22 protein-coding genes are annotated in these 25,315 nt (G+C 52.2%); 15 read left to right on the top strand and 7 right to left on the bottom strand.

Features of this window, described 5'->3' with window-relative positions; translation table 11 throughout:
* Positions 1-4: 4 nt before the first annotated feature.
* The 8 genes from JW499_RS12965 (at position 5) to queE (ending at position 8,185) form a co-directional block, all read left to right on the top strand.
* A complete protein-coding gene (locus JW499_RS12965) occupies positions 5-2,473 on the top strand; it encodes a heavy metal translocating P-type ATPase (protein WP_205211007.1) in 2,469 nt (822 codons plus the stop codon).
* A 28-nt stretch (positions 2,474-2,501) separates the two neighbouring features.
* A complete protein-coding gene (gene ccoS / locus JW499_RS12960; protein WP_091355625.1) occupies positions 2,502-2,696 on the top strand; it encodes a cbb3-type cytochrome oxidase assembly protein CcoS in 195 nt (64 codons plus the stop codon).
* Entirely contained in the window at positions 2,693-3,367 is a 675-nt protein-coding gene (locus JW499_RS12955) for a sulfite exporter TauE/SafE family protein (protein ID WP_091355628.1), read from the top strand. The genes ccoS and JW499_RS12955 overlap by 4 nt, the downstream gene beginning before the upstream one ends.
* Positions 3,368-3,434: 67 nt before the next feature.
* Complete coding sequence (hemN, locus tag JW499_RS12950; RefSeq protein ID WP_205211006.1) at positions 3,435-4,826, top strand: oxygen-independent coproporphyrinogen III oxidase; 1,392 nt, start codon at positions 3,435-3,437, stop codon at positions 4,824-4,826.
* 87 nt (positions 4,827-4,913) lie between these two features.
* Positions 4,914-5,693 carry a fumarate/nitrate reduction transcriptional regulator Fnr gene (fnr, locus tag JW499_RS12945; RefSeq protein ID WP_205211005.1) on the top strand — a complete coding sequence of 260 codons (780 nt, stop codon included), beginning with the start codon at positions 4,914-4,916 and terminating at the stop codon, positions 5,691-5,693.
* Between the two features lie 78 nt (positions 5,694-5,771).
* The gene (locus JW499_RS12940; protein ID WP_091355633.1) at positions 5,772-6,314 is read left to right on the top strand and encodes an adenine phosphoribosyltransferase; all 543 of its coding nucleotides are present in this window, start codon (positions 5,772-5,774) and stop codon (positions 6,312-6,314) included.
* A 173-nt stretch (positions 6,315-6,487) separates the two neighbouring features.
* Positions 6,488-7,402: a recombination-associated protein RdgC gene (gene rdgC / locus JW499_RS12935; protein WP_205211004.1), complete on the top strand. Its 915-nt coding sequence runs from the start codon at positions 6,488-6,490 to the stop codon at positions 7,400-7,402.
* A 141-nt stretch (positions 7,403-7,543) separates the two neighbouring features.
* A complete protein-coding gene (gene queE, locus JW499_RS12930; protein WP_205211019.1) occupies positions 7,544-8,185 on the top strand; it encodes a 7-carboxy-7-deazaguanine synthase in 642 nt (213 codons plus the stop codon).
* On the opposite strand, the gene JW499_RS12925 is transcribed toward queE, so the two are convergent.
* The gene (locus JW499_RS12925) at positions 8,168-9,073 is read right to left on the bottom strand and encodes a bile acid:sodium symporter family protein (RefSeq protein ID WP_205211003.1); all 906 of its coding nucleotides are present in this window, start codon (positions 9,071-9,073) and stop codon (positions 8,168-8,170) included. The genes queE and JW499_RS12925 overlap by 18 nt on opposite strands.
* Before the next feature lie 416 nt (positions 9,074-9,489).
* On the opposite strand from JW499_RS12925, the gene JW499_RS12920 reads away from it, so the two are divergent.
* Both JW499_RS12920 and JW499_RS12915 read left to right on the top strand, forming a co-directional pair.
* A complete protein-coding gene (locus JW499_RS12920) occupies positions 9,490-10,653 on the top strand; it encodes a cation diffusion facilitator family transporter (RefSeq protein ID WP_205211002.1) in 1,164 nt (387 codons plus the stop codon).
* 15 nt (positions 10,654-10,668) lie between these two features.
* Positions 10,669-11,271, top strand: coding sequence for a YigZ family protein (locus JW499_RS12915; protein ID WP_205211001.1), 603 nt, complete (start codon positions 10,669-10,671; stop codon positions 11,269-11,271).
* Here JW499_RS12915 and JW499_RS12910 read toward each other — a convergent pair.
* Entirely contained in the window at positions 11,264-12,922 is a 1,659-nt protein-coding gene (locus JW499_RS12910; protein WP_205211000.1) for a SulP family inorganic anion transporter, read from the bottom strand. The genes JW499_RS12915 and JW499_RS12910 overlap by 8 nt on opposite strands.
* Before the next feature lie 254 nt (positions 12,923-13,176).
* Between JW499_RS12910 and JW499_RS12905 the strand changes: the two genes are divergently transcribed.
* Complete coding sequence (locus JW499_RS12905) at positions 13,177-14,190, top strand: GGDEF domain-containing protein (protein WP_205210999.1); 1,014 nt, start codon at positions 13,177-13,179, stop codon at positions 14,188-14,190.
* Positions 14,191-14,250: 60 nt separating this feature from the next.
* Here JW499_RS12905 and gorA read toward each other — a convergent pair whose 3' ends face one another.
* A complete protein-coding gene (gorA, locus tag JW499_RS12900; protein WP_205210998.1) occupies positions 14,251-15,606 on the bottom strand; it encodes a glutathione-disulfide reductase in 1,356 nt (451 codons plus the stop codon).
* Between the two features lie 230 nt (positions 15,607-15,836).
* Here gorA and xthA point away from each other — a divergent pair, with 230 nt between their 5' ends.
* Positions 15,837-16,646 (top strand): exodeoxyribonuclease III, encoded by an 810-nt coding sequence (xthA, locus tag JW499_RS12895; protein ID WP_205210997.1) that lies wholly within the window; start codon positions 15,837-15,839, stop codon positions 16,644-16,646.
* A gap of 108 nt (positions 16,647-16,754) precedes the next feature.
* Here xthA and JW499_RS12890 read toward each other — a convergent pair whose 3' ends face one another.
* On the bottom strand, positions 16,755-17,690 hold the full coding sequence (locus JW499_RS12890; protein ID WP_205210996.1) for a universal stress protein: 936 nt from the start codon (positions 17,688-17,690) through the stop codon (positions 16,755-16,757).
* Positions 17,691-17,930: 240 nt separating this feature from the next.
* Between JW499_RS12890 and JW499_RS12885 the strand changes: the two genes are divergently transcribed.
* The 3 genes from JW499_RS12885 to JW499_RS12875 all read left to right on the top strand — a co-directional run bounded on the left by JW499_RS12885 (position 17,931) and on the right by JW499_RS12875 (position 20,476).
* Positions 17,931-18,335, top strand: a complete 405-nt coding sequence (locus JW499_RS12885) for a YgaP family membrane protein (protein WP_205210995.1) — start codon at positions 17,931-17,933, stop codon at positions 18,333-18,335.
* A 188-nt stretch (positions 18,336-18,523) separates the two neighbouring features.
* Complete coding sequence (locus tag JW499_RS22840) at positions 18,524-19,801, top strand: GGDEF domain-containing protein (RefSeq protein ID WP_205210994.1); 1,278 nt, start codon at positions 18,524-18,526, stop codon at positions 19,799-19,801.
* Positions 19,802-19,918: 117 nt separating this feature from the next.
* The gene (locus JW499_RS12875; protein WP_205210993.1) at positions 19,919-20,476 is read left to right on the top strand and encodes a DUF5610 domain-containing protein; all 558 of its coding nucleotides are present in this window, start codon (positions 19,919-19,921) and stop codon (positions 20,474-20,476) included.
* Positions 20,477-20,543: 67 nt separating this feature from the next.
* On the opposite strand, the gene JW499_RS12870 is transcribed toward JW499_RS12875, so the two are convergent.
* The 3 genes from JW499_RS12870 to JW499_RS12860 are packed head-to-tail and all read right to left on the bottom strand — an operon-like array spanning position 20,544 to position 25,277.
* A complete protein-coding gene (locus tag JW499_RS12870) occupies positions 20,544-21,881 on the bottom strand; it encodes a DUF1302 family protein (RefSeq protein WP_232846386.1) in 1,338 nt (445 codons plus the stop codon).
* A 38-nt stretch (positions 21,882-21,919) separates the two neighbouring features.
* On the bottom strand, positions 21,920-22,726 hold the full coding sequence (locus JW499_RS12865; RefSeq protein ID WP_091355671.1) for an outer membrane lipoprotein-sorting protein: 807 nt from the start codon (positions 22,724-22,726) through the stop codon (positions 21,920-21,922).
* Positions 22,719-25,277 (bottom strand): efflux RND transporter permease subunit, encoded by a 2,559-nt coding sequence (locus JW499_RS12860; RefSeq protein WP_205210992.1) that lies wholly within the window; start codon positions 25,275-25,277, stop codon positions 22,719-22,721. The genes JW499_RS12865 and JW499_RS12860 overlap by 8 nt, the downstream gene beginning before the upstream one ends.
* Positions 25,278-25,315: the final 38 nt, after the last annotated feature.

Here is a 25,315-nt window from a genome sequence, read left to right as displayed (position 1 = left end):
TGTGATGAATGCCTCTGAAGGTCATCTGCACCAGGAAAGTGGCTGTTTTCACTGCGGCCTGGATATTCCGGCGGGCAGCCAGTTTTATACGGTTATCGGTGGCCAGCCGAGGCAGATGTGTTGTCCGGGCTGTCAGGCGGTCGCGCAGGTGATAGCGGACGGAGGTCTGGAAAACTACTATAAGCACCGCACCTCTGAAGCAGCATCCCCAGAATCCATCAGCGCCAGTAAACAGTTACGCGCCGAGTTCGAGCTGTATGACCATCACAGTGTACAGACCCACTTTGTTGCCGAGCTGGCCGACGGCAGCCGGCAGGCGACACTGGTAATCGAAGGAATAACCTGCGCTGCCTGTGTCTGGCTACTTGAGCACCATATCGGCTCACTCGAAGGCGTGATAGCGGCCAGCGTCAACCTGACAAACCACCGCGCCCGGGTGCAGTGGGATGAACAGAAGATCCATCTCAGTGACATCTTTATCGCGATGCACAGTATCGGCTATCAGGGACACCCCTATCACCCGGACAAAGAGGAGCAACTGCTGGAACAGGAGACCAAGCGGGCCATGCGCAGGCTGGGCATTGCCGGGGTCTTCACGATGCAGATAATGATGCTCGCCGTTGCTCTCTACACCGGTGCCGGCGCCAGCCTGGAAAGCGATTATGAAAATTTCATCCGCTGGGCCAGCCTGGTATTAGCTACGCCGGTGGTTTTCTATGCCTCAAGGCCGTTCTTTCAGGCGGCTCTGCGAGACCTCCGTACCCGCCATCTGACGATGGATCTGCCGGTTTCTATCGCCATCGGCGGTGCTTACATTGCCAGCATCTGGGCAACCGTCACCGCCAGCGGCGAGGTCTACTATGACTCCGTCAGTATGTTCACCTTCTTTCTGCTGATCGGCCGTTTTCTGGAGATGAAAGCACGCCACCGAACCGGAAAAGCAGGCAACGCACTGCTCAACCTGCTGCCCGCCAGCGCCACTCTCTACACCGACGACGGCGAGAAAATTGTTGCCGCCAATGAACTACAACAGGGCAACCGTATTCTGGTCAAGCCGGGACATACCATCCCCGCCGATGGCGTAATTGTTAAGGGCAGCAGCAGTATCGATGAATCAGCCCTGACCGGGGAGTATCTCCCCCTGACCAAGCGCGAGGGTGATAAAGTGGTGGGCGGCACTATCAATGTCGAAAACCCGATCGATCTCGAGGTGACTCAGGTCGGAGCCAGTTCTCAGCTCTCCTCCATTGTTCGACTACTGGAACGGGCTCATGAAGAGAAACCCAGGGTTGCCCGACTGGCGGATACCGTATCGGGATATTTTGTCACCGCGGTGCTGATCGTTGCTGCCACCGTCGGACTGGTCTGGTGGCAGATAAACCCCGACCATGCTTTTTGGGTCACGCTCTCAGTGCTGGTTATTACCTGTCCATGCGCACTGTCACTGGCAACACCGACAGCCTTAACGGCAGCCACCGGCACATTACGTCAGCACGGCTTACTGATCACCCGGGGCCATGTGCTCGAAAGTCTTGCCAGGGCAACCCATATTGTGTTCGATAAAACCGGCACCCTGACCGAGGGCAATCTGTCGCTGCATAACACCACCCCCCTTGCAAAAATGACTGCACAGGAATGCCTGGATATTGCCGCCGCCCTGGAGGCTCACTCTGAGCACCCGATCGCCAAAGCGTTCCACCGTCTCAGCCAGCAACACCAGGTGATTGCCGCCGATCAACTCAAGAATCATGTGGGCCAGGGACTGGAAGGCAGTATTGCCGGAAAACGCTATTTTATCGGAAAACCCGCTTTCGCTACGCAGCTATGCAGCCAGCAACTGGATTTCACCGATGCACCAGACACCGAGGGACAGTGGCTTCTGCTCGCCAGCGAAACCGAACCGCTAGCCTGGTTTGGCCTCAATGACCCAGCCCGCAAACAAGCGGCCAACATGGTGCAACAGTTACAAAGCATGGGCCTTGAGGTGCAGATGCTGACAGGCGACAGCTCCGCTGCCGTTGAGCATATCGCCCGACAACTTAAAATCGATGCCGTGATCTCCGGTGTCAGTCCGGAACAGAAACTACAGCATATTCAGCAGCTGCAGGATAATGGTGCTCAACTGATCATGGTGGGTGACGGAATCAACGATATCCCGGTGCTGGCCGGAGCCCAGACGTCGATTGCCATGGGCTCAGCCACCGACCTGGCTAAAACCAATGCCGATGCGGTGCTGATCTCCAGTGAACTGGTGCGCCTGCCACAGGCGCTCCGGCTGGCCCGGCGCACCCGCGCGAATATCCGCCAGAACCTTGGCTGGGCGATTCTCTATAATCTGATCGCCCTGCCGCTGGCTGCCGCCGGGATGATCGCCCCATGGATGGCGGCAATCGGAATGTCCGCCAGTTCACTCGTAGTGGTAGGTAATGCCCTGCGCCTGACTAAACTTGACCGGGCTGATCGGTTAGAATAGTCATATTAAACCTGAGTGAAGTATTGCTATGTCAATTATCTACCTGCTTATCCCTATCGCTATCATCCTTGCGGGAATTGCGATCTGGGGCTTTTTCTGGTCGGTCAACAATGGTCAGTTAGATGACCTTGAATCACCCGCCCACAGCATTCTGTATGACGACGATGAGCATCTGATTCCCGACGACGCCAAGCCGCCTAAACCAGCAGAAAAACCTGAATGACCGAATCGCTCTCCGCTTTCACAGCACTTCTTCTGGGGCTGCTGGGCAGTGCCCACTGTCTGGGTATGTGTGGCGGCATATCCAGCGCGGTCGCAATGGGTATCGACCGGAAAAACCAACAGCCACTGCTGTTACTGCTTGGTTTCAACGCTGGCCGTATCGCCAGCTACTCGCTGGCTGGTGCTCTGCTTGGCAGCATTGGCTGGTTAATCCGCTCGCCTGAAGTATCACTTATTTTGCGCACACTGGCGGGAAGCATCCTGATATTTATGGGACTCTACGTCGCGCAGATCTGGAAGGCTCTGGCCTATTTAGAAAAACAGGGAAACCTGCTGTGGCGGCATATCCAGCCCCTGAGCCGTAAGTTATTACCAGTCAGCAATCCATTGCAGTCGCTGGCGCTGGGAGCCCTCTGGGGCTGGCTACCCTGCGGCCTGGTTTACAGCACACTGATCTGGAGTGCCACCGCCAGCGACTGGAAAACCTCGGCCCTGTTGATGGCCTGTTTTGGTCTGGGCACGGTACCGGCGATGCTGGCCACCGGGCTGCTGGCAAATCAGGTGCAGACGTTATTGAGAAACCGCAAAGCTCAGACAATCGCCGGGCTACTGATTATAGCCTTCGGCCTGTACACTATCCCCTGGCGGGGACTGGTATCAGGTCTGGCTTGATAAACATCAATACCGGTTCGGTTAAAATCACTATAATCGGACCTTTGCAGTTAAAGTGAGAAATGTTGTGACGCAGAATAATCTGATTAAATGGGATCTCGATCTGATCCGCCGCTATGATCTGTCCGGCCCCCGGTATACCTCTTACCCGACTGCAATCCAGTTTGATCCAGAGCTTTCAGCGACCGATCTGGTACACACAGGCCAGCAGACTGCGGATAACAGTGCACCGCTATCGCTGTATGTCCATATCCCCTTCTGCGCCCATGTCTGCTATTACTGCGCCTGTAACAAGGTAATCACCCGTAACCGCAAAAAGGCTCAGCCCTACCTCGACACCCTGTATAAAGAGATGGCGCAACTGTCCGAGTGGTATGCCAACGAGCGTACCGTTGAACAGCTTCACTTCGGGGGGGGCACGCCGACCTTTATCAGCAACGAGCAGATGATTGAAGTGATGCAGCAACTGCGGCAGAACTTCAAATTGCTGGATGACGATTCCGGAGACTACTCTATCGAGATCGATCCCCGCGAAGTTGATCATGAAATGCTTAAAGTACTGCGCGAGATCGGCTTTAACCGGGTCAGTTTCGGGGTTCAGGATATTGAGCTGAAGGTTCAGCAGGCGGTTAACCGGGTCCAGCCCGTTGAAGAGATCACCGATGTGCTGCATGAGGCCCGTCGTCTGGGCTTCCGTTCGATCAATATTGATCTGATCTACGGCCTGCCACACCAGACACTGGAAAGCTTTGTCAAAACGCTGGACACTATTATCGAGTTGAGCCCTGACCGGCTCTCTGTCTTCAACTATGCCCATATGCCGGATCGCTTCCGTTCCCAGAGTCATATCAGAGCTGAAGACCTGCCCAGCCCGGAAACCAAACTGGCAATCCTGGAAACCACCATCAGCAAGCTCTGTGGTGCCGGCTATGTTTATATCGGTATGGATCACTTTGCCAAACCTGACGATGAGCTGGCTCTGGCGCAACAAAACGGAAAGCTTCACCGTAATTTCCAGGGATACACAACCCACAGTGATTGCGATCTGGTGGCGATGGGTGTCTCTTCCATCAGTCAGATTGGTGATGTTTACTATCAGAATGAACATGATATGGGAGCCTACACCGCAGCCGTTGAAGATCACCACTACGCCATCAAACGCGGCGTAACCCTGACCCGAGATGATCGCATCCGTCGGGCGGTTATCACCCAGTTGATCTGTCATTTCCAGCTGCATATGGCGGATATTGAGCAACAGTTTGATATCCGTTTCTCTGAATATTTTGCCGAAGAGTTACAGGAACTGGAGCGGTTTACTGGCGACGGTCTGATTCAACTTACTGAAAACAGTATCGAAGTCACCCCTGCCGGACGCCTGCTGATCCGTCGTATCTGCATGGCATTTGACGCCTATATTCCCAAGCAGGCACCGACTAAAGGGTATTCCCGTATCATTTGATACGGGAAATACTTCACCCTGTTAACGATTTAGTAGATAATCACTGACAAGCAGAGTCAAACAACATAACGAAAACAGGACATAGTTATGGGTAACCATAAGGCATCTGAAGGGAAATTACATAGCTTGAGGCAGGTTCATTGCAGCACGTGCAGCCTGAGTTCATTATGTTTACCCGTGTCCCTGAATATGACAGAGATGGACCGGCTGGACGATATTATCGATAAGAGCAGGCCGCTGAAAAAAGGTGAGCATCTGTTCCATCAGGGCGAGCCCTTCTCCTCTGTCTACGCGATTCGTGCCGGTACGATAAAAACATACACCCTTACCAATGAGGGAGAGGAGCAGATTACCGGCTTCTACTTCCCCGGTGAAATGGTGGGCATGAGTGGCTTTGATAGCGAACAGTATCCTGTTTCTGCAAAAATGCTGGAAACCACGACCGTTTGTGAAATTCCGTTCGAACGGCTCGATGAACTTTCAGGACAGATGCCAGAACTGCGCCGTCAGATATTGCGGACACTGAGTAAAGAGATCCGTGATGATCAACAGATGATGCTGCTCCTGAGTAAGAAGAATGCTGAGCAGCGGGTCGCGACGTTCCTGGTCAAGCTATCCACCCGCTTTAAAGCGCGCGGTTACTCAGCTACACATTTCCGTCTGTCGATGTCACGTAATGAGATCGGTAACTACCTTGGTCTGGCGGTCGAGACGGTCAGCCGTATCTTTACCCGTTTCCAGAAAATGGAGTTGGTGCGGGTTGATGGTAAAGAGATCGAGCTGAGCAACCTGGAAGAGATCTACAACCTGTCCGGCGAATCTGAGGATGCCGAATATTGCGACGACAAGTCCTGCCCGCACTCCTGATCTTATGTTTGAGTTGAAAAATACCCGCCCACTGCGCGGGTATTATTTTTATAGTCCCAGTGTTTTAAGGAACCCCTGATGAGTTTCGATGAATGTTATATCAAGTCCGTTATGCGCACCATTCCGGACTGGCCAGAACCCGGAGTAATGTTCAGAGATATCACCCCGCTGTTTAAAGACCCGAAAGCGTTACGGATGATTGCGGATTCATTCATCCAGCGCTACATCGACACCGAAGTGACGCATATCGCCAGTATTGATGCCCGCGGCTTCCTGTTCGGCTCCATTATGGCTTACCAACTGAATATTCCGCTGGTACTGGTACGTAAGAAAGGCAAACTTCCCGGCAAGACTATTCATCGCGAATACGCCCTTGAATACGGTACTGCCGCAGTGGAGATGCAGGTTGATGCTGTCAGCAAAGGCGATAAAGTGCTGATCTTTGATGATCTGATCGCAACCGGCGGCACTATTCTGGCGGCCAGCACGATTATTAAAGAGCTTGGTGCCGAGGTTTATGAAGCTGCTGCACTGATCGATCTGCCCGACCTCAAAGGCTCAGAACTGATTCAACAAGCAGGCATCCCGGTTTATACCCTGCTGGCTTACGAAGGCCTGTGATATCACACCGGGGACTCTGCAACCAGAGTCCCCGGCTGACAACAGACCAGGTCACACAACCTGTTCCCTCTGGCTGCGCTGACAACGAATAACTTCAGATCAATCCTGTTCGCACGTCGTTTATCTCTTTACAATAGCCTCTCTTTTTTTATCTGTTATTAAGGGCTCATCTTATGTGGTTCAAAAATGCCATCGTTTACCGTTTCACACAGCCGTTCAGCTATACCCCCGAAGCCCTTGAAGAGAAACTCAGCGAAAAAGCCTTTACCCCCTGCGGTAGCCAGGAACTCAGCCGTTTTGGCTGGGTCAGCCCCAGTAGTGGTCTGTCCGACATGCTGGTACATGCCGGTAACGGATTTATGCTGATCGCGGCACAGAAAGAGGACAAGATCATTCCCACCCAGGTTATCCGTCAGCAACTGGATAACCGGGTAAAAGTGATCGAAGATGAACAGGCCCGGAAAGTTTATAAGAAAGAAAAGGACCAGCTTAAAGATGAAATTGTGCTGGATCTGTTACCCCGTGCGTTCAGTAAATTCCAGACAACCTGGGCGCTGATCGCACCACAACAGAATCTGCTGATTGTGGATGCCAGCAGCCATAAGCGGGCAGAAGAGCTGCTGAGCCATCTGCGCAGCCTGCTGGGCTCTCTGCCGGTTGTTCTGCCTGATGTAAACCAATCCCCCTCTGCCATCATGTCTCACTGGCTGGAGAAGCCTGAGGAGCGTTACACCGGGCTTACCCCCCTCGATGAGTGTGAACTGCGGGACAGTGCTGTAGAAACCGGTATCATTCGCTGTAAGGGGCAGGATCTTGATAGCGACGAGATTCGCCATCACCTGGAGGCAGGCAAGCGGGTTGTTAAGCTGGCACTGGAATGGCAGGAAAGTCTCAACTTTATACTCCAGGATGACCTCTGCATTAAGCGCATTAAACTGTCCGACCAGTTGAAAGAGAAACTCGATCAGGACAGCCCTGATGAGGCGTTTGCCCAGTTTGATGCCGAATTTGTACAGATGTCACTGGAGCTGACCCGCCTTGTTCCGGCACTGATAGATGCGTTTGGCGGCGAAGCTCAGCGCCCCTGAACAACCGCCTGAGAAAAACCAGCGCCGCGGCCCTGAAAGCAGTGGCGTTATCCTCAGCTGAATCAGATGCGTTACAATTTAAACCCGGGAAGCCCTTAAACTCCCCTCCATATAGCAGATCAGGACCCTTCAGTGAGTAAGATTTACAGTGTCAAAGAGATGTTCTTTACCCTTCAGGGTGAAGGCGCCCAGGCGGGACGGCCAGCCGTATTTTGTCGTTTCACCGGTTGCAACCTCTGGTCTGGCCGTGAGCAGGACCGGAGTAAAGCGGTATGTGATTTCTGCGATACCGACTTTATTGGCACTGATGGTCAGAATGGCGGTAAATTTCAATCAGCAGAGGCCCTGGCAACAGCGATAAGAGGTTTCTGGCCCCCGGGTAAGGAAACCACTCAGGGGCGTCCATACGTTGTGTGTACCGGCGGTGAGCCCCTGCTGCAGTTAGACCAGCCGCTGATCGATGCGTTACATCAACAGGGTTTCGAGGTTGCGGTAGAAACCAATGGGACCCTGCCCGTCCCCGAAGCGGTCGACTGGATCTGCGTCAGTCCAAAAGCAGACGCGGCGCTTATTCAACAGAGTGGCGATGAGCTGAAACTGGTGTACCCGCAATCCCTCGCACAGCCAGAACAGTTTACCCACCTGCCGTTTAAACACTTCTATCTGCAACCGATGGACGGCCCGATGCAACGCATCAACACCCAGGACTGCATCCGTTACTGCCTCGCCAACCCCCAGTGGAAACTCAGCCTTCAGACCCACAAATTACTTGGCATTGACTAACACAGCCCGCAGCCTCGCCGGGTTGTTGCGCCACACCACCAGCATAACCGCTGGCACCTGCATCAGGATGCCATACAGCAGTACCGCCAGTGACATCTCCGGCTGCTGCAGAATCGCGCCGGTCACCATCAGTGCGGTTCCGGCATTCTGAATCCCGGTTTCAATGCCCAGCGTCAAAGCCGTTTCCGTGTTCAGCCGCAACAGATAACGGGCGATCAGCACCGCAATCACCATTGCACTGCTGGCCAGTAACAGAATTGCGGGGCTTAGCAACGGCATCAGCTGTGGTAGCGCGGTACGGTTTGCCCAGCTTATCATCAGCACCACTGTGCACATAAAGACCAGTGCGACCACTTTTATCGGTCGCTGAAGCTGATAACACAACCCTGGCCAGCGACTGTTTACACAGACGCCTATCGCAACCGGTAACAGGGTTACCATCACCAGTTTCATAATGGTGCTGACCAGCGGCAGCTGCACCAGCACGCCACTGCCCAGGAAATGCTCCAGCGTGATCCAGGTAAGCCACGGCAGCGTAAAAGGTATAATAAGACTGGTGATCGCGGTGAGCGAAATCGACAGTGCAGTATCGGCACGACAGAGGTAGCTGATCATATTCGAGGTCGCCCCACCGGGGGCAAAAGAGACAATCAGCAACCCCGCAGCCAGTATCGCAGGCAGATGCAGAACGGTCACCACCAGCCAGGCTAGCATAGGCAAAAACAGTAGCTGCAACACAATACCGGTGACAATGGCCACAGGCCGATGCCGCAGCGATAAAAAGTCACCCGGTCTGAGTGTCAGCCCCATACCCAGCATAATAATAAACAGAGCGATAGGTAATAATAGCGAAAGTGCATTGCCACCCTCCATGCAGGAAGACTCCATCAGATAGTTTCAGAAGGGGCTATAGTAGGGTGCCGAATCCCCTAACACAACTGCCGGATAACAGAGAACTAAAGGGCTGTCTCAATCTACCCACATAAGTTGTGGATAACATTGTGGGTACCCTCAGATTACCCCTCCGGATGACCCGGTTTTTCACCGATCTCTATAATATGGCTATTTTTTGATCAGATGTTTTTATTGTTATTTTTCAACGATTTATAAACATTTGATCTGAATCAAATTAATAATTCATCCAACTTATCCAAGAAGTGTTTCAATTCCGCGTCGTTACTGTGACTGATAAAAGTCAACCTGTTTTTTGAAAAAAATAATTATAAAAAGTGCCTTGCAACTGGCCTATTCGGTCGGTTCCCCTTACCATATCGACCTTGTAAAGAACCGGACTCTTTTGAACCATGTCAGAAACCCGCAGTAATCAGTCACAGGCCCAGCGCATCACCATTATTGGTTCAGTTATCGATACTGTGCTCGGAGTGCTTAAAATCATCTTCGGCATGCTGTCACACTCCAGTGCGCTGATCGCCGACGGTATCCATTCACTTTCAGACCTGCTAACCGATTTTCTGGTGGTCTGGATCATCAGGTATTCCCACCAGGAGCCCGACGATGAGCATCCCTGGGGCCATGCACGATTCGAAACGATCGGTACCGTTATTCTGGGCTGCATTCTGATCGCCGTTGCCGGTGCAATGGCGTATGAGAGCCTGTTGACACTGATCCGCGCCGAAGTGGTTCAGCTTCCAGAGTGGCCCGCACTGGTGATCGCCGCGATCTCTGTATTGGCGAAGGAGGCGATATTTCGCTACACACTCACCGTCGGTAAGCGGATCAAATCCGACCTGATTATCGCCAATGCCTGGCATAGCCGTACCGATGCGTTCTCATCTATTGTGGTATTTTTCGGTGTTGCCGGAGCGATGGCAGGCCTCGCCTGGCTGGATTCTGTAGCCGCCATCGGGGTGGCATTAATCATCGCGAAAGTCGGCTGGGATCTGACCTGGAAAAGCATTCTGGAACTTGTGGATACCGCCCTGCCGGAAGAACAAACGCAAGCCTATACCGACGTCATCATGGGGGTTGAGGGCATACTCAGCGTCCACAGTTTCAAAAGCCGCAGTATGGGCAGCCAGAGCCTGCTGGAGATGCATCTGCAGGTTGCCCCTCACCTGAGTGCCTCAGAGGGACACTATATCGGTGACAAAGCGGTGCTAAGGCTGATGAAAAAATTTGAAGATATCGGCCATATCATCTTCCATATTGATACCTACGATGACGAAGAGGAGTTTGATAACTCAACCAGCCTGCCCGTCAGAACCGAAATCAGTGGAATCTTATGGGAACTGCTTGAGCAAACAGGTCACCCGCAACTGGGGATCAGCCGTCTGGCACTCTATTACCGCAGGGATGCCGTTGAGATCGAGCTGATGCTGCTTGATACCCCCACTAACCAGCAGATCGATATGAAGCAGTTGGAAGCAGAACTGGACAGGCTGTTCCGGCAATACAGATGGTTCAGAAGTATCCGTCTGTGGCAGGGATACCAGCCTCCAAAGCTGTAGCGAACAGACTGATCGATGGACTACTTGCGCCCGGCCGCTCACCACAGCGCAGAACTTGAGATCCGGAAAAGCCGCTTTATCTGTGATATCCAGCCGGTCGGTGACCGGGAGGAAGCGATACGCTTTATCGAGTCGGTACGAGCCGGTCACCCGAAAGCCAACCACCACTGCTGGAGCTATATTGCCGGGGTTCCCGATGACTCACACCAATGGAACTGCAGCGATGATGGTGAGCCCAAAGGTACTGCCGGGCAGCCGATGCTCAATGTGTTGCGCCATAGTCATCTGGGCAATATCTGTGCGGTGGTCACGCGTTATTTTGGTGGCGTAAAGCTGGGTACCGGAGGCCTGGCACGGGCTTATTCTCAAAGCGTTCAGGAAGCCTTACAAAGGCTACCCACGGAAGCGGTGATCGCCACCCTAACCATCACACTGACCGCCCCCTATAACCTGACCGGAGAACTGGAGCAACTGATCAGCCAGTTTAATCTGGGCGACTGCCAGAGGCACTTTACATCCGAGATGAAAGTTATTGCCAAACTAGAAGCCCACCGGCTGACCGCATTTCAACAGGCCCTGACCCCGTTACAGCATCTGATCACGCTGACAATCAGTTAAGTTCATCACGAAACACCAGCGCATAGGCGGTTTCCAGCGCTTTACTGCGGCTCTCATGGCAAAAACTCACCGGAATCAGTCCGAGAATCTTCAGCCGGCTCAATATATCCTTCACAATAGGATTCAGGCCGATCATATGAACATCGCGCCCCAGTTCCTGAGCCTCGATAATCATATCCTCAATCGCCAGCGCCGTGGATACGTCAATCAGTGGCACTCTGGAAAAGTCCAGCAGCAAAGCATCATGGGGGCGTCGTCCCTGTAGTTTGCCAGATAACCCTTTTGCCGCAGCATAGCTGACCGGGCCATCAAACTGATAGAGAATAACCCGGCCCTGGGTTTCAGCCAATAACCTGCGTTCACGCTTAGTCAGCCCCTCATCATTGCCGGCGTGGCTGTCAATCACCCGGATACTATCCAGTTGATTGTCCGCCAGGCGTTTCACCGTCACCACGTTGGCAATAAATACCCCGGCAAAAACCGCCGTCACCAGATCCACCATGACCGTCAGTACCAGTACCAGCAACATCAGACAGGCAACAAACAGCGGAGCACGATGCAACCGCATCAGAAAACGCCAGTCGATAATATCCAGCCCCACTTTGATAAGGATGCCTGCCAAAACCGCATGGGGAATGTTTTCTGCCAGAGGTGCAGCACCGAGTATCACGAAGACCAGAACAATTGCATGAACACTGCCAGCAAGGGGCGTTTTGCCGCCAGCTTTGATATTGACCACCGTACGCATAGTCGCCCCGGCACCGGGTAAGCCACCAAACAGGCCGGCCACCATATTACCGATCCCCTGACCGATCAGCTCACGATCAGAATCATGCTGGGTTTTGGTCATATTATCAGCCACCAGCGAGGTTAACAGGGAGTCTATCGAGCCCAGCACCGCAAGCATCAGTGCGGCAAACAGCATATCGCTGAGAATGTCCAGCGAAAACCGGGGCAGCAGTAACTCAGGTAACCCGGTGGGTATATGACCGATAATGGCCAGGTCGGTATCGCCATGAAACAGCTGATAGATAACCGTGCCAAGCACCAGCGCAAGCAGGGTTGGCGGCACCACAACCGCCAGTTTTTTAGGACAAAAGATCACCACGGCCAACGTCACCCCACCCAATAGCAGTGCGGCAGGATCCGCATGGGTCAGATAATTGGGTATCTGCTGCAATGACTCACCGGCACTGGCCGATGCCGGGACCCCAAACATCGGCCCCAGTTGCAGCAGGATAATGATTATTCCAATACCGGTCATAAACCCGGAGATCACCGGAAAAGGTACCAGCGTGACATATTTCCCCAGTTTCAACAGGCCAAACGACATCTGCAGCAGCCCTCCCAGAATAACCACGGTAAAGGCATAAAGCGGCCCGCTCTGGGGGTCCAGCGCAACAAACTGGGTGAACACCGAGGCCATGACAACGGTCATCGGGCCGGTCGGGCCGGATACCTGGCTGGGAGTCCCGCCAAATAGTGCAGCAAACAGCCCCACAAAAATGGCCCCGTAAAGACCTGCAATAGCGCCGGCACCTGAAGAGACACCAAACGCCAGCGCCAGAGGCAAAGCAACAACTGCAGCCGTTAGCCCCCCCAGCAGATCGCCTTTGAGGTTATGAAAGTGCAATCCATGAATCAGCGACATCTCAAATCCTGACTAGGTTTTATATTTATTCGTGTCTGGACAGATCGGTATACCTAATTACCTTCATAACAATCCATCAGTTGCGGGCCTGAATCAATGAACAATTAGTCATATAAATTACGATAAAGCATTATTTTCAAACAATTGTTCCAATATCAGCATAAAGTTGAACAGCTAACGGTCTACCCTTAGAAAAAATAGTGTTATTCTTTGCACTGATCAAATTCAGTCTCGCGAGATAGGAAAAAGGTTCTATGAAGTTCGCAGATAACCCTCAGCAAGCCACAGAGTATCTTCGCCGGGCGATTCCACTGATGGTCAAGAGTAGTATCCCCCCGACTCCCTTAAACTATGCACTCTGGTACGCTTATGTTTCCGGGGCGATCCCGGCGCTCAACCAGCAGATGGATAAAATGCTGGAGATCTATGGCACCTGCCCAAACAGAATCGGTGAGCAGCTGTTCCGTGATTTTCTGATAAAGGATGAGGCTGATAACGCCGCAACGTTGCAGCAGGCGCTGCTATCGGTTATGGGGGATCTGGAAAGCTCAGCCTCTTCAACCGTTCAGGATACCGAAGCCTATAACGAAGTGCTGCAGGAGAGTCTGGCAGCACTCAAAGACAGAAGCGATGATGAGGGACTGGAAACCATCATCCAGAACCTGACCACCAATACAGAAACCATCAGTGAAAGCACCCGCCTGTTCCAGCAAAAAATTGATGAGGCCCAGGCCGAGATCAACAAACTGAAAAAAGAGTTGCACGAGTCTCGGCAGGAGGCCACGGTCGACCCGCTCACCGGCCTGTATAACCGCAGAGTATTTGATACAGAGATCAGTCAACTGGCAGCACTACCGCAGCCTGATGTTTCTCTGATTATGGTCGATATCGATTTTTTCAAAAAGTTTAACGATACCTACGGCCACCAGATGGGTGATAAGGTGCTGCAGTATGTGGCCAGACTGATCAAAGAGGAGTGTTCAGAGCCTCTGCTTCCGGTACGCTTTGGCGGTGAAGAGTTTTCCATGTTACTTCCCGGCATTAAAGTACCTGATGCCTGTGAACTGGCAGAGAAAGTACGTAAGAAAGTTGCCGCCATCCGCATCAAACAGAAGAAAAGTGGTGAGATTATCAGCTCAGTGACTGCCTCCTTTGGGGTTGCCCGGTTAGCGGCAGATGAGTCACCGGAAAACCTGATTGCCCGGGCTGACGCGGCGCTTTACCGGGCCAAAGAAGCCGGCCGCAATAATGTCCAGGTAGCGAATTAATTCGCTGACAAAAAAATCCCCGGTCTGCAAGCAGCCGGGGCAATAGTCGATGAAGGTCACTTAACTCGCTGGTTCACGCATTGTTACAAACTCTTCAGCTGCAGTCGGGTGAATTCCGATGGTGGAATCAAACACCGCTTTGGTGGCACCGGCTTTCAGAGCAACAGCTATGCCCTGAATAATCTCGCCAGCATCGGGGCCTACCATATGTACCCCCAGCACCTTGTCGCTGTCACGATCAACCAGCATTTTCATAAAGGTTTTCTCGTCACTACCGCTAATCGTATGCTTCATTGCTCTGAACGTAGACTTATAGACATCGACATTGTCATAGAGTTCACGACTTTTTTCTTCGGATAAACCAACGGTACCAATATTGGGCTGACAGAACACGGCTGTCGCGATCAGATCGTAATCAACCTGCTGATTTTTGCCCGCATACAGGTTACGCACCAACGCCATCCCTTCTGCCAGAGCCACAGGCGTCAGCTGCACCCGATCAATCACATCACCGATAGCATAGACGGATGGTTCAGCGGTCTGGAACTGATCGTTAACAACAATCGCCCCATTCGATTTCTGTTCAACACTGATGTTTTCCAGCCCCAGATCCATCACATTAGGCACCCGGCCAGTGGCATACATAATGGTGTCTGCTTCCAGAGTAGATCCATCGGTCAGATGCGCCAGCAATGAGCCATCGGCCTGCTTCTCAATCTTTTCGATGTTGTTGTTAAAGCGCAGACTGATATTCTTCTTCGCCACCTCTGCTGCGGTAAATTCCCTGACCTCCTGATCGAAGCCCCGCAGGAACAGATCACCACGATAGATCAGCGAGGTTTCAGCACCCAGGCCTGCGAAGATTCCGGCAAACTCAACCGCGATATAACCACCGCCGACCACGATAGCCCGCTTGGGGAACTGATCCAGGTAGAATACCTCATTGGAACTGATGACGTGCTCGTTGCCGGGAAACTCGGGGACATAGGGCCAGCCGCCAGTAGCAATGAGAATGCGCTCTGCGCTGTATTCTTTGCCGGAGACTTCGACACTGTTTGGCCCCACAATCCGCGCCCGGCCATCCAGCAGATTGACGCCGGAGTTCACCAACATATTACGGTAAATGCCATTAAGCCGTTCAATCTCTTTGGTTTTATTGTCCCTCAGGGTTGGCCAGTCAAAAGAGGACTTCCCGACCGTCCAGCCGAATCCGGCAGCATTTTCAAACTCTTCACTGAAATGGGAGCCGTAGACAAACAGTTTCTTTGGCACGCAGCCAACATTGACACAGGTGCCGCCCAGATAACGGTCTTCGGCCATTCCCACCCGGACGCCCATTGCTGCTGCCATGCGTCCAGCCCGCACACCACCGGAACCGGCACCGATTACAAACAGGTCAAAATCAAACTCTGCCACAGGATTCCCCTTAACACTGATAACAATTAACTAAACAGACTGAACCGAAAACCTGATCGGTCAGATAAAACTATGCGCCATAATCTACCTGTTGTGCTCTAAGGATGCCAATAAAGATAGGCAAAACCGGTAATAGGGTTTTTCAATCAGACACATTTGCACTTTGCCCGGACGAAGGTTAAGTTAGGCGCCTCACTACTCCTCTTTATCAGATAGTCTTTAGGTTTATCATGAAACTGATCTCGTTTAACACCAACGGCCTGCGCGCCCGCCCTCACCAGATTAAAGCGCTGATAGATAAGCACCAGCCCGATGTTATCGGTATTCAGGAAACCAAGGTTCATGATGAGGAGTTTCCTGAAGAGATGATCCGCGCACTGGGTTATCATGTTGAATACCACGGTCAGAAAGGTCATTACGGCGTCTGTCTGATTTCGAAGTTACCGCCGGTCAGACTGGAAAAAGGGTTTCCCGGAGATGACGACGATGCACAAAAGCGGATGATCATTGGTGAGTACGATATCGAAGGGGTGCGGGTCAAAGTACTCAATGGCTATTTTCCTCAGGGGGAAAATATTGCCCACGAAACCAAATACCCGGCCAAACGCAAATACTATAGCGATCTGCAGAACTATCTGGAACAACAGTGTGACCCCTCTCAGCCTTTGGTGGTGATGGGCGATCTGAATATCTCCCCGGAGGATATCGATATCGGTATCGGTGAAGTGAACCGCAAACGCTGGCTGAAGAGCGGCAAAACCAGTTTCCAGCCGGAGGAACGGCAGTGGCTGGCCCGTCTGCTGGACTGGGGACTGAAAGATACTTTTCGTAAGATCCATCCCGACACAGATGACCTGTTTAGCTGGTTTGATTATCGTAGCCGAGGTTTCGAAGCAGACCCTAAACGTGGTCTGCGCATCGATGCAGTACTGGCCACCGAATCACTCTACCTTCGCTGCACCGATGCCAATATTGACTATGATATCCGGGGTATGGAGAAACCTTCTGACCATGCACCGATCTGGGCTGAGTTCAGTTAACAGCAGCCGGCTTTAATCTGAATAGATCCTTCTGAAAAGAGGCGTGCCCTGACCGGCATGCCTCTCATCTGTTTTCTGGGTTTACCTGGCTAGCGGTAGATTCAATATTTACTCAGTGATTGAGCTGACAAACCCTGGCGGTTTCACCACCAGCAGGTCGGCATGCAACTGATCCAGAATCCGCTCAATAGTGCTGCCCACCAGAATCCGGTCCAGTAATCCCCGCGCCACAGCCCCTACCACCAGAATATCGATATGTGCTTCATCCACGTATTCAAGAATCGCGTTATGGGTCTCTTTCTCTTTCAGGGTCACTGCAGGGCTGTCTGTCGTCAGCCCGTAGGGTTCCAGCAAAGCCCCCAGTGCAGCCACATGTTCGGCCCTGACCTTGCGCTGCATCCCTTCAAAATCGGTCACCAGGTGCTCATCAAAAATAGCGGAGTGAGGCAATACATTAAAACTGTGCATCACTTTCAGATCTCCTTCCAGGGTCTGCACCAGGCGACGCGCCCACTCCAGTATTGTTATATCCAGCACCGCAGGGCTGTCGCACTCATGGAACGGATCCACCGCTGCCGCTACATGACCGCCATCAGACCAGGCTTTCTGCTTAACCAGTAACAGCGGAACAGGACACTCACGGATCAGCTGCCAGTCGCTCTGATCAAAGATATAGTGCCCCAGACGGCTATGCTGCCCAATCGGATGCAGAACCATATCGGGTAGAAAACGTAACACCTTACGCACCACCGCCTCGGCCTCATGGCGCTCCCAACAGAGATCAATATCGACGTCTATATTGAGTTCTTCAAAGGGCTCCGTCAGCTGTTCCAGCTCAGCTTCAACCTGGTGCATATAACCATGCTCCGCTCTGAGCAGCGACTCCTTATCGAGCAGATAGCTGTTACGCAGCGATGCGTTATAACAGCAGCAGAACAGTTCGACTTTTGCACCACTGCCCTCCGCCAGCCGGAGCGCTTTTTCCAGAATCAGGCTGCTATCTTTACCATGCTCAAGATTGACCAGAATTTTGCCAATATCCACAACAGATCCTCCTTACTGGTGACCCTTTAAGCATGAGCCAGCCTCGCTATTTTGCCAATACATTAATTTGATCTGCCGCAAATATGCAATACCACATCCCCACCAGACTACGGATGCTGACCAATCCACTTCAATAGCCATCTATCATGGCAAGAGCTTTCATATTAGATATTACTAATATATAATATGAAAGATGTCTGGCTCCGCTATGACACATGAAATAACAACGAGGCTAACTCCATGACTCTTAATGCTGCTCTGCGCCTGCTGGCGGGCTCTGTTATTCTTATCAGCCTGGCCCTGGGAACCTATGTTAACCCGGCCTGGTATTACCTCACCGGCTTTGTCGGCCTTAACCTGCTTCAGTCAGGCTTCACCAAGTGGTGCCCGGCAATAACGGTATTTCGCATGTTAAAGCTGAAAGAGCAAACCTGCGCCACCGGGATGAGTGTTCATCAGGGAGTCCATATTATCGCCGGCGCTGCGGTGCTGATTACCGTTAGTGCCTTTATGTTTTTCGCCGCGCCACAATGGGTGCTGTACATCACAGCAGTGGTCGGTGCCAGCCTGCTGCAGTCAGCCTTTAGCGGCTGGTGTCCCGCGTTCACCATTGCATCACTACTGGGATTTAAAAAAGCGGTGTAAAGCACAGATTTTACTAAGCATTGCAATGAATGCCGCCCAGTGCGGCATTTTTTATATCGGTTATGCCTCTCCCGGCTCAACCCTGCGACAAACTCATTACCCAAACCGGTAACTGCAACGCAATGGGTTGCAGTTCATCGCCTCTCACCATGATAGGATAGCGGTACTGATCTGAAGGAGAGCACCGGGTGCCGCGTTACAATCTGCAGAAAATGATTAAATTGATGCTGCCTGGCATCTTCTTAATGCTGCTTGCACCGGTGATTCATAGTCAGCTTCACGACCTTAATGTTATCCAGCAGCAACTTCTCAACTACATGCCACCACTGCTGGGCGGGCTGGCCATCATTCTCTGCATCAGTTTCAATCAGGGGCGCTTACTGCTGACAACGATCAACCTGCTGTGCCTGTTCCTGTTGATTCAGAACCAGCTGCAAACCAGCCTCAGTCAGCCCGCTAATTTTGTTTTGTTCAGTGGTCTGAGCCTGCTGTTCCCGCTGCTGCAGCTTTTTATCAACTTTATTCCTGAGCGGGGGTTAAGCAGTCGCTGGTTGCTAAGACACCTGCCTGTGATTATCAGTGGTTATCTGTTTTTCTGGTTAGCCGCACAAAACCATCTGCTTTCTGCCTGGTTCAGTGCCTTGCCGGTGGGTTTGATTCAGATGTTTTCTGACCCCTATCTGCTCAGCCAGTGGGCGGTATACCTGTTCGCCGTCTCCACCCTGCTGGGACTGGTGATCCTGTGGTTCAGAGCCACTCTGGCAGATGCCTGCCTGGTCATCATCACCCTGGCCATTGCCGCGATGCTGGCGCTGTTCGGCGAAACATCCGTCTCGGTGCTCAGTTGCACACTGGGATTAATACTGATCCTGTTTACCGTACTGTTTAACTCATACAGTATGGCATTCATCGATGAATTAACCGGGTTGCCTGGGCGTCGGGCACTGGAAAATACCCTGCGCAGTGCTGGCCGTCGTTACACCCTGGGAATGGTTGATATCGACCATTTCAAGAAATTCAACGACACATATGGTCATGATGTGGGGGATCAGGTATTGAGAATGGTTGCCAGTCAGATGAAGCAAGCGGCCCGGGGCGCATCCGTCTTTCGCTATGGTGGCGAGGAGTTCACTATCGTTTTTAAAGGGATGGATGAGGTCAGCGCAATCGAGATTGCCGAGAAAGTACGCACCGCCATTGCCGCTTATCCGATGCGCATACGGGATAAAAACCGCCCCGGAGATGAAAAAAAGGGCCGTCAGCAACGCAACCGCTCCAGCCGGCCAGAGGGTACCACCGAAGTGACCATCAGTATCGGGCTGTGCGAAAAGACCCCGCAACACAAAGATAGTCAGGCGGTTATTAAACAGGCGGACGAAGCGCTCTACCTGGCAAAACAACAGGGGCGTAACCGTTCTGTTGCCAGTCATATCGTGCAACCGCGCGCACGCAAAACCTCTTCCTGATGAAAAACTTTCACGCATATAACGCCGCTAGCAGCCGATAACCTTGCATGAAACACGGGCATTACTAAACTTAAAGCTCGTCAAGTAAGTTCCTGCAACACAAGCTAAGGAGATGATATGGAGATCAGTTCTATACAGGGCCAGTCGGCGGCTGAGCGCAGTAAACCGACGGAAGAAACCGCGACAACACAGAAGTCAGTACAGAATCAGGCCATTCTGCAGGCCTCTCTGGATGTCAGTATCTCTTCAGGAAACGATTCACTGGCACTCCTGTATCGCACCGCGGTCACTGAGTTAAACAAAGTGCTTGAAGCTGATCTTGGCCCTTCAGCCATTCAACAGGCCTATGATTCAGGTGTGGACATTAGCCCGGCGGCAACCGCTGAACGCATTGTTGCGCTCAGCGCTAACTTCTTCAGCAGCTATCAGGATCAGCACCCGGAGATGGATTACCAGACACAGGTAAAAAGCTTCGTTAAACTGATTTCGGGCGGTATCGATCAGGGATTTGCCGATGCCCGGGAAATTCTTGATGGCCTGCAAGTACTTCAGGGGGATATCGCTGCAAATATTGATACCACCTATGATCTGGTGCAGGAGAAACTGAGCACATTGATGGATACACTGCTCAATCCGGACCCGGCAGCAACTGAAGACACAGAGCAACCCGGCTGATAGAAACACTATTCAGCGTTAAGCTAAAAAAACCGGGCAATGCCCGGTTTTTTATCGTTATGTCCAGTCAGAAGGCGTACCGTACCCGGCCATAAATATTACTGGCGTTATCAAACTGGCCAAAAAAAGTATGCGACTTTTCGCCACCGAAGATATTCGCCCCCAGATCAAAGCTCAGAGTATCACTATAACGATAGTTGACCGAAGGCCGTACATAATGATCGTCATCACTGGGCGAGTAGAAAACAAACATCGACCAGACCAGATTATCCTGCCACATCCGATAGCTCAGCCGGGTGGTATAGAGATAACGATACTCTTCCGGGTTATAGGGCGATGGGGACGCTGCCACAAGCGCATCATAATCGAGAGTTTGTTCCAGATAATACTGCAATCCCAGCGTCAGTTTCGGCAGCATTTCCCGTTCATAGCCGAGTAACAGTCGAAACTGACTATTGGGTTTATAGGGATCGCTGCCATCGTTATCCTCGGCCAGGTGCAGAGCCAGCTCCGCATTGGCTAACCCGGAACCAAGATTTCCCCGGACGCTGGCGCCGAGGACATTCAGACGGGTAAATACAGGGTTTACTGAGCTGTCCAGGGCATTGGGTTGCTTCTGAAATCCCCGATAGCCATACAGCGCCCACTCGGTACTATAGACAGACCCCGACAGCCGGGCAGCAAACTCGCCATTATTGAAACTGTTAGCGGGTTCATCGGCATCAATTCGTCCCACCGGAGCTGCGACATTAGATCCAGCCTGTGGCGAGAACCATGAGAAACGCTCACCGTTAATATAGCGGTCTGAGGTATAATCCGGCATCCACACCAGATCAAGGCTGGCAGACTCGCCATAATAGCTGGCTTTCGCCGCCAGCACCGGGGCTTTCAGATACTCGGTATCCCGGCCGGCAAAAAACGATTGCCAATCCTTCGGAAACAGATCATTGAGAAACAACAGATCCCCGGTCCCCCAGGTGAGCACCTGCTGCCCCAGTTTCAGGTCGGTGCGATCAATCGGAGTCAGAGTATAGGACGCCTCACGCAGATCCCCCCGCACCCCTTGATCAACACCATCAGCATACAGATCTGCTTTCAACGTATAACGGTCATTACCGACATAACCGGTGGTTTCCAGACGTAAACGCAGATCCGCTAATGTCGCATCATCGACGGGAGCAAAACGGTCATTCAGAGCGGGGTCGTAACTCAGTCGGTTGCCCAGCCCACCCTCAATGAAACCATGCCAGTTACGGCTGCTTTTCGGTTCAGCCCAGCTATCATCACTCCAGTTATCGTTGCCCCAGCCCTGCTCACTATCACTGGCGGGCGGAGTGGGCTCCTGCTGGGCCGCGACAACAGGCGTGGCCGCCAGCAGAGCGATCATCAGAACCGTTGGTTTCAAAACTGAATTATCCTGCACGTTAATCACCACCCTCGTCGTTACTCTGGACGCTTAAGCCACTGACGTGGCGGATTGCGCAGAGACCGTTCAGTAAAGACCGAGCTATCCATACCCAGATCATAACGGATAAAACGAAACTCCATTGTGGTACTGGCACCACTCACCAGATCGCTGACCCTTGACTTAGTCACCGTAGGAAACCCCTGAACCTGTTCAGTTGCCAGAACCTCAACACGACGATACAGCTTATCACTGGTATCGTAATACTCAATTTTCATCGGCAGCATGCTGACCTTATCGATCCACACCCGATAATGGCTGAACTCAACCGAACCGGGATCCTTAGGGGTATTGTCCAGCACATAGAACTCAGCGGTGGTTTCAAGCAGTTGATGATTATCCTCCTCGGGATTGCGGCCGGACACATCTTCATAAAAATAGTTAGAGCCGACAAAACTGGTGCGTTTGTCGCCAGCAGAGATCCGCTTTACCAGATCCAGACCGGGAAGATAGAGCCAGCGGTCATCATCGGTACCGGCATGTTTCTCTACCAGGAAAACCGTACCCCGGACATCCGCTGGCCGGCTGAAGGCAACCAGAAACTGCTGATCCCCGCCATCTTCATGATCTCTTCGCAGGATAGTAAACTGCCGTTGTTGTTGCCGTCCCTGAGAGTCCTCAATCAGCATCCGTGCTTCTGAACGACCATCTGCACCCTGATAATAAGCCGCCAGGTTTGCCTGATTGACTATCTCATTAACGTCGCTCAGATCTGCTGCATACAACGGTGCTGAAACGCTCAGGGTCAGGCCTACTACCAGTGAGGTAAACAGTTGCTTAATCATGGATACTCTCCTTTATGCCAGGCGTAACGCCAAACAAACTATCTTTGTCTTTAATCATTTCCATCACCGCTGGCAGCAACATGACGGTGACAACTGCAGACACGGCCATGATGGTTGCCAAGAAGAAACCGACGGTAATGTAAGGAACCAGCGGAGCAAACAGCAAAGGGGTGAAGCCAATAGCCACCACCACCGCGTTACGGCTGATCGCCCGGGAAGGCCCTTTATAAACCTCCGCAACGGTCTGTTCCCAACTGCCACACTCACGATAGATCGCCCGGGTGCGTTCCAGGAAGTGGATCGCAAAATCCACCGATAAACCCAGGGTCAGTGCCGACAACACCGCAATCGGCATATCATAGTCCTTACCTGACAGCCCGATCAGACCGTAGATAAAGAGAATTGTCACCGTCAGCGGCAACATCGACAGCAGGCCTATTTTGACTGAACGGAACAGCAGGATCATGATCAGCAGCACCATGAAGAAAGCCCCCATCAGGCTGTTCAGCATGCCATTCACCATTTCATCCTGCCAGACAACGTTAATGTAGGTAAGGCCCGCCCAGTTGAGTTTAACCCCTTCCGGCAACGGATGATCCGCAACATAGCCATCGACCAGTTGCAGCACCCGGTTCATATCCTGGTTATCGCCACTACTTAACTGCAACCACAAAACGGTCGAACGATAATCCGGTGTCACCATATGCCACAGGTCGTTGGGACGGTGCGACCCCTGGAAGCTCAAAACGGTCTGTGCCGCCGCCGCAGCGGTCGATGGCAGACGATACTGATCTGCCGCCCCACCCTGAAGCTCACGATAAACCGTTTTCAACAACGTTGGCAGGCCATTACTCTTACCCACATATTCAGACTCATCGAGGAAGGTTTGCAGCCCATCCAGATATGTCATTGCGTCAGGGGTCAGAAAATACTTACTGCTTATCTGAGCCTTTTCAGTCATATCGAGAAGATCAAGCCACAGGGTTTCATGATCACTGTCGTCATAACTAAGCTGATCGAACAGATTGATCAGCGCATTGGTATACTCGATAAAGCTTTCAGCAGTAACGCTATCCAGTTTTTGCTGTAGCTCAACCCCCTCTTTCGCAGCCCGGGTCTGCAAGGTTTGCTCCAGTCCGCTGCGCAGATCACCGGTCTTATCCAACACCAGAAAGGCATTATAGGTTCCGGGGAAATGGTGGTTCATCACCCGGTCAGCCACACGCAGAGGGTGATCGGGTTTAAACCAGCGCACCGGGTTATCGTTGATCTGAATCTGCGCCACACCATAGGCACTGCCCACCACAATCAGGACGAACAGAAGCAACAGCCCTTTGGCCCGGGCGATTGAAAAACGCCCTGTGAAGATCAGTAAACGCCCCAGGAACGAGTTATCGTCCTCATCAATATTATGGTCCTTCATCTGCGCCATCCGCTTGGGTGACAGGCTGATGATATACGCCGGCACCAGCGTAATAGTAAGCACAAACGCCAGCATAATACCGAATGCCACATGCAGACCGAAGATCTGTACCGGCGGGATCGGCGTGAAGGCCAGCGAAGCGAAACCCACGGCAGAGGTGACCGAGGTGTATAGCATAGGCGTAAACAGATGGCCCAATACCTCTTTCAACGCTATTTTGGGGTCTTCCCCCGGACGATAACGGTCCGCAAACTCAGACAAAATATGCACCGAGTCGACCACCGCAATCGGCATCAGGAAGATCGGAATCATCGAACTCATAATATGGACGGTATAGCCCTGGCCGATCAGCAATCCCATGGTAATAATCACCGATCCCATCGCCACCAGCATCGGAGCGGTGATCAGCAAGAAGCTACGGAAGAATACCCACATAAGGATAAAGATCATCAGGCCCGCCAGCGGCGCTGAGATCGCCATCTGGATAAACATCTCAACGCCAAAGGTATCTTCCGCGACCGGTAAACCGGAGATGTAATACTGATTATTACCACTGAGTTTGCCGATCTCTGTCTGAATCAGTCCGGAAATACGATAACTTTCAGATTTTTGCGTAATCGGGATATAGATACCCGCTGCCTTACCATCACCCGAGACCAGCGTGTTGTTCAGCAAGGGTAAGCGTTCAACCGAGGCGCGGATCTGATCGATACCGGCCTGATCGGTGGGCACCTGTTTCATCATCCACTCGAAGCGGATCGTTCCCGGTCCCTCCTGGCTGATATTATCGACACGGTCCAGCGACATCAGATCCTGGCTGACGACACCGTCCATCTGAACGATGGCATCTGACAGTTGCTGCAGTTCAGACAAACTCTGCTGATTATAGATTCCCCCGGCGGAGTTATTCACCACACCGACAACAATCATGTCATGCAGGCCGAAACGCTCTTTCACGTGATCATGAAATACCCGGGCTGGATTATCGGCGGGCAGCATGTTCTCCGGATCAGTATCCACCTTGATAGACGGGATCTGCAAACCGGCTATCACGGTCAGCAGTAACACCCCGAGAAACACCCACCTGGGGCGATTCATTGCTAAATTAACCAGTGTCGTTTGCAGCATCTGTTGGTCCTGTTTTACTTATAACTAAAGCTATATTT

It is taken from the genome of Amphritea pacifica (genome assembly GCF_016924145.1).
GTDB classification, from domain to species: Bacteria; Pseudomonadota; Gammaproteobacteria; order Pseudomonadales; family Balneatricaceae; genus Amphritea; species Amphritea pacifica.
Note: the sequence above shows the minus strand (reverse complement) of the source record. Positions and strands in the feature narration are given on the sequence as shown.